General features: G+C 47.8%; 2 pseudogenes. Both read left to right on the top strand.

What is annotated here, in order from left to right:
- Nucleotides 1-104: pseudogene (locus C7382_RS10330) on the top strand (fimbrial protein); the annotation flags it as partial.
- Between the two features lie 77 nt (nt 105-181).
- A pseudogene (locus tag C7382_RS09825) lies at nt 182-5,868 on the top strand (hypothetical protein); the annotation flags it as partial.

The following is a 5,868-nucleotide window of genomic DNA, read 5'->3' as shown; positions in this document are numbered from 1 at the left end:
ACGGCAATCTCCCCCCGCCTGAATTCGGGCCCGAGCTCTACCGACTCCCCCTGCCCGAAAAAGTGATCCGGAATAACTGGTATAAGTACGATCTGTCAATCTGACAAAACAACGACCGGCTGCTTGTTGCACTCTCTCAAGAGAGACTGGTGGCAGGCAGCATTGTCTTAAATAAAGAAGCATGATGAAAACGTTTACAACAAAACTACTTAATACACTCATTCTCGTTTCAGTGCTATTCGGCCTCAGCTCGTCGGAAGCCCTTGCACAGGTAACCTTCCCGAGTTATTCGCCGACGGCGGCTTCGTCCGTTGCAGTATGTTCCGGAGAAGAGACATTGATCATCGACTTTACTGTGGCCCAAGCAGCTTCAAACGGGATAGAAGTCAAGGTCAAACTTGCAGACGGCATCGAGTATGTGAGCGGAAGCGCTGTCATAACTGCCACGCAGGGCAATGCCGTGGCGGTGGCGCAGACGAATATCGCCAATCTGAACGAACCGGTATTTACGGTTACTTCGGCAGACGGAAACAATGAGGTAGAGGTTGGCACCATCGTCAAGCTGACGATCAAGAGACGGGCCGTCTGCACGGCCTGGAACAATGCGATTACCGCTGCCGAGACAGGGTTTGTCTTCAAGGATAAGGTGACGGTGACGATCGACGGTCATAGTGACAGCAAGGAGTCCAACACCTATTCGGTCAGCTATCCGAACCTGACGATCAATCAGCCTGCCCCCCAATCCAATAAGCAGATCGGGGAAACCATTACGCGTGAATTTACGATAACCAACGGATCGCAGAATCCGACCGGAACGGTTTATCTCTCAATAGAGTATCCCGATGAGGCTTACCTCACGGGAACAGGAGCAATGACGCTGCAGGCCAGACTGGGCACTTCGGGCGCCTATGTCGATCTCACGCCCACGGCGACGAACGGTAAAGTACGTTCCTATACGCTTTCAGGAACGCTTCTGGGATCGGACAATCTGCTGACCAACGGCGAGATCATCTATCTGAAAGAAACCTTTAAGCTGAAAACATGCGCACCGCTCACAACCTACAGACTCGGGTGGGGCTGCTCTACTGACCAGCAATGCGAAATAAAAACAACCACTGCTGTTATTACCATGGCGGCAGGGGTAGCCAACATAACAGATTATACAGTTACAGGTCCCAATTATAACGATGCTTCATTTTCAACGTGTAATCCGTTTGAACTCACTTTTACATGTAAGAACACCGGTACAGGAGGCACTATGGGAGCCGCATACGATTTAAAATTGATAGGGAAGACCGACTACTACAGACCACGTGAGTTTACTGTGCATCAGTTTGTAGAGATCAAAACCACTACCGGTACAATAGTACCCAATACCATTACAAACGGAAGAGAGCTCGATTTACGATTTGAAAATCTATTTAGTTCCGATCCCGATGGTGAAGGCGTGGGATTGGCTGACGTTGATGGAGACGGATATTACGACGATTTGCCAGTTGGAGCCACCCTTACTCTAAAATATAAGGTGAAATTAAATTGCGATGCATTTACGGAATGTAGTAACAAAAAAGAAATAAGCGATAGGGGCTTGATAACGAAAGTTTTGCACCGTACTGCATGCGATAAAGCATCTTGGGTAGAACCGGCAGTTTATCACTCTACGTCCAGCGCTCATATGTTCCTTACTCGCGAAAAGGTAGTAGATGCCTCTTATATCCCCATTAATATCGAAAAGAATAAACCTTTCGATATGAAAATAATGACCACATACTATAGTATTGTAAGTTCGTACAACCGCGAAGGTGCTAATGCCAATCCGAATTCCCGCTATGTGATAGAGATAGATATTCCTGCAGGACTTACTATGCCAGCCGATGCCGACATAAAGTGGACTAAGATCAGTAGGGAGGAAACAATAGACGGGGCAGTTGTCTATGGAACGCCGACGGCCGTGCCTCCGGCCAATATCATCCGTACTCCAACCAAAATAACGATAATCTCTCCCGACAACAAAATCGGGTTTGTCACACTGCATGGTGTCAAATTCGACTGTACCAATAATTCGACAATGAGTGTATCGTACCGCTTCTATGAGGTATTTAACTATTTAAACTATCCCACTTGTATTTGTCCTTCTGTCCCTCTTATGTGTGGGACCTTTACTCGTAATGTGTTGGGATGCGCTCCCCCCTGTTCTAATGGACCTCAAACGGGAATACCAGTTGTGGAACGTGAGGATAACTCGCTCGGATGGACAGACTATACTATGACTGCACGTCAATCTCGAAACAATATTTCTTCTTACGACCTAGCGAAGGCCATATATATGGACGAAATACGTCTTACGGCATCAGCGGTTCAACATGGGGCAGCTTCTTCGCTGGGTGCGCGTTTTGTACTGAAATTAGGACGTTCCAATACGAGAACTTTGGAGCCTCTTTCGGCAGATATTACCATTACCAGAAATGGCGTACAAATAGTATCGGTTACAGGACATACGGTGTCTGTGTCTAAACATGCATCTGAAAATCAGCAGATCGATTGGGATTTCACCTCTATACTGCCGGCACAGGGATTGCTTGACGGAGATAAAATTGACGTTATTACTCGCTATAGAGTCCATACGGAATACGGTTACTATGTAGATACTCAAATGGGGCGAGAGTGGTTTTTGTACAACTCAGACACAAATACGGTGCCCATATGGAATACTGCGAACCCTATTACATGTATTAGGCTTGTCCCTGAGATATACGTCATGAGTACTTACGCCATTAATGGAATGAATCCGCATACTATATCCGGATGTAGTTCTATTGACATTGGTTTCGTTTCAAACAACTATGCACGGCGTTTTATGCCAGGAGCTTTGCCTTATACGAATGAATATCGTCCGGGAGCAAAAATCAAAAATGTTTACATAAAAATTCCTAAGGCCTATACTTTGAATAAAGTAAGGTTCCGCAACCATAGAAATCATCCCTCGCCTTCCGGCAATACTCCTTTTATAGAACTCTCACAGGAAACTGTAACTACACATGGCGAATACAATATCTATAAGTATCCATTCCCTGCAGATCATACGTCACACTTCAACATTACTGTTGAAAATGTATATGGAGCTATCTTATTAGCGAATATTACGCCTACTTGTGCCTCCTCCGATATTGTAAATGCATACGATAAAATATCTTACTACTTAGACTATATTGACCATTATTATTATGCAGCGGCACAACCAACTATTCCAAATAATCTCAACATAGCTGCCCCTCTTCCGGGTGATGATAATAGTCCATCCAACAACCAAGGATTGCATTATATCAACAGACCGCTCATATACTCCAATAAGCCCTCCGTAACGTTAGTCAATCAGAGCGGCGAGGTAGAGATGGTCGGCAAAACTGGGGAATGGAAGCTGCGCATTAACAACCCGTCAACTTCAACAGCTCCTTACGTATGGCTTGCTTTACCTAACACGGGGGGGCTTACGATCAATGAAGTAACCTCTTCGAGTGGAGATGTTGTGGCATTTACTACCTATTCAGGCGGTAAGATGTATCGTTTGTCGGAAGCTGGTGTGGCTGCAGGAACAGCTCTTGACTATACGATCAAATTCACCTATTCTGGTTGTTCCCCCACTTCTCTCAAAGCTATGGGCGGTTGGAATTGTAGCGCCTTTCCCTCTGCCCCTGTTGACTATGTTTGCAATGTCCAGACCGTTGATTTGAAACTCAAACCCTTGCCAACAGCCATGGAGCTTACCCAAGTGAAGGTTCCGAATCCGACAGAGGCGGCGACGTTGTGTAACACGCTGGAGTACATCTACAGCATCCAATCGACGGACAATGCGAACGTTTATAGTCCCAGTTTCAGCATCTTCCTGGAAGAGGGCTTAGTGGTGACGCCGAATCAAGTAGAAGTACAGTATCCTGCGGGTACGGGAACTTGGTCTTCACTCAATGTGGTCAATAATTCGGTCAATCTGTTGGAGCATCCGGCTTTGGCATCGATAGGCTACCTCAAGGGGTTGAAGGAGGCAGGGGCCAACGACAATCAGCGAAAGATCCTTGTGAAGTTCTTCGTCAAGACAGGGTGTTCATTTGTCTCGGGCAAGAACTTCCGAGTCAGAGCGGACGGCCGCAACGCATGTAACCAGAATGCGAAGGGATCGGGTCTGGCAGTAAGTACTCCTCCAATCAGAATAGATGGAGCCATAGAACCTTACACGACCTCTGCTGCCACGCAGGTTGTTACGACCACGACATCACAATCGGACTGTAAAGCCCCCAAGCGAGTGAAAGTGGTGCAAACCATTGTAGGCGGAACGACTACCTCCAAGGCTTATTTGGAAATCACGCTGCCATTGGGCTATAAGTATGTGACGGGGTCTTATGCTCCGGACAATATCCATCCGGGAGGCGCCAATGCCTTGCCTGCCGGCTCGGAAGTCGTCACAGTGACAGCGAACGGAGAAGACAAGATTAGGATCAATGTCAAGGCCGGTCTGACGACAGGTCAATCGTTTGCCTACACAGTTGACATGAAAGAAGACGACAATAACGCGCCGGCTTGCGGCAATCATACGATCGAGATTGTCAATGTCGAAGAGATCCCGGGATTGATGTGCGAAGGAGTTCAATGTACTGCCACATTCGTAACAACGGGTGTAAGCAAGTTTGACTTCACGCTTGATAAGCCCAATCTGATTCTGACGATCGGTACTGCCACTTCCGTACCGACCGGAGGCAAAGAGAATATTTCGGTCGAATATACAGTGACGAATACCTCGCCCCTCTCTCTGAATGCCGGTACGATCGTGACGCTCTTCTCCGACAAAGACGGCAATAACATCTACTCTGCCGGCGATGTCATCGTAGGCACGCAGGCAATCCCGACCGAGGTGCTCAATGGAACTCCTTTCTCGCAGACGATGAAGGTGAACGGAGTACTCCCGACCAATACAGAACACCTCTTCCTGACGATTCTGGCCAAAGACGGATGTTTCTGTGAGGTCAATACGCCCAATGTCGTGTTGGAGAAACTGCCGGCCAACTATTGGATCGGCGGTACGGCGGGCAAACCCAACGAATGGGCAGAACCCAATAACTGGACGAACAACCATGTCCCCAATGCGACAGAAGATGTAGAGTTTGCGACAGAGATAAACAACCCGATTGTGTCCGGCAATCCGAAATCGGGCCCTGCTAAGGAAGACCTCCATCTGGACAACATTCTCCAAAATAGCACTGAGGGCCGTATCATCGGCAACTTGATCAACGATTCTGACAAAGATTTGGTGATTACCACGGGCAACCAACTGATCATCAACGGACAAGTTTTGGATAACAATCCCAATGCCGGTACTATCGTTGTGAAGTCGTCCAAGGATGCCCCTACAGGCACGCTGCTCTTTGCCGATCCGGCAAACAATCCGAATGTTGGCGCTACGGTTGAGTTCTACAACCAGGGTTACGATTGCGCCGATTGCGGTATGTATCGTCGAAGCTGGCAGTATTTCGGCATACCGCTCAAGGATGCAGACTTCCCTTATAATGACGTACTCGGGAACGAAACAGTGAACCAATGGGTGGAAGCATTCAACGGAGACAAATGGCGTCCTGCACCTTTCGCCCCCGACACGAACCTGAAGATGTTCAAGGGATACGAAATCACAAACAGTAGCAATACCCTGCCGACGGATGTTTACAGCTTCAAGGGAGAGCTCTACTTGGGCGATGCCACCGTGGATCTGACGCGTACTTCCGGGGTCAACTATTCCGGATCCAACTTGGTGGGTAATTCCTACACGGCAGCCATCGACATCAAGAATGCGATTACTTTCCCCGCGGGAGTACAACAAACGGT

It is taken from the genome of Porphyromonas loveana (genome assembly GCF_003096695.1).
Lineage (GTDB): Bacteria > Bacteroidota > Bacteroidia > Bacteroidales > Porphyromonadaceae > Porphyromonas > Porphyromonas loveana.
This window is presented reverse-complemented; position numbering and strand designations above follow the sequence as displayed.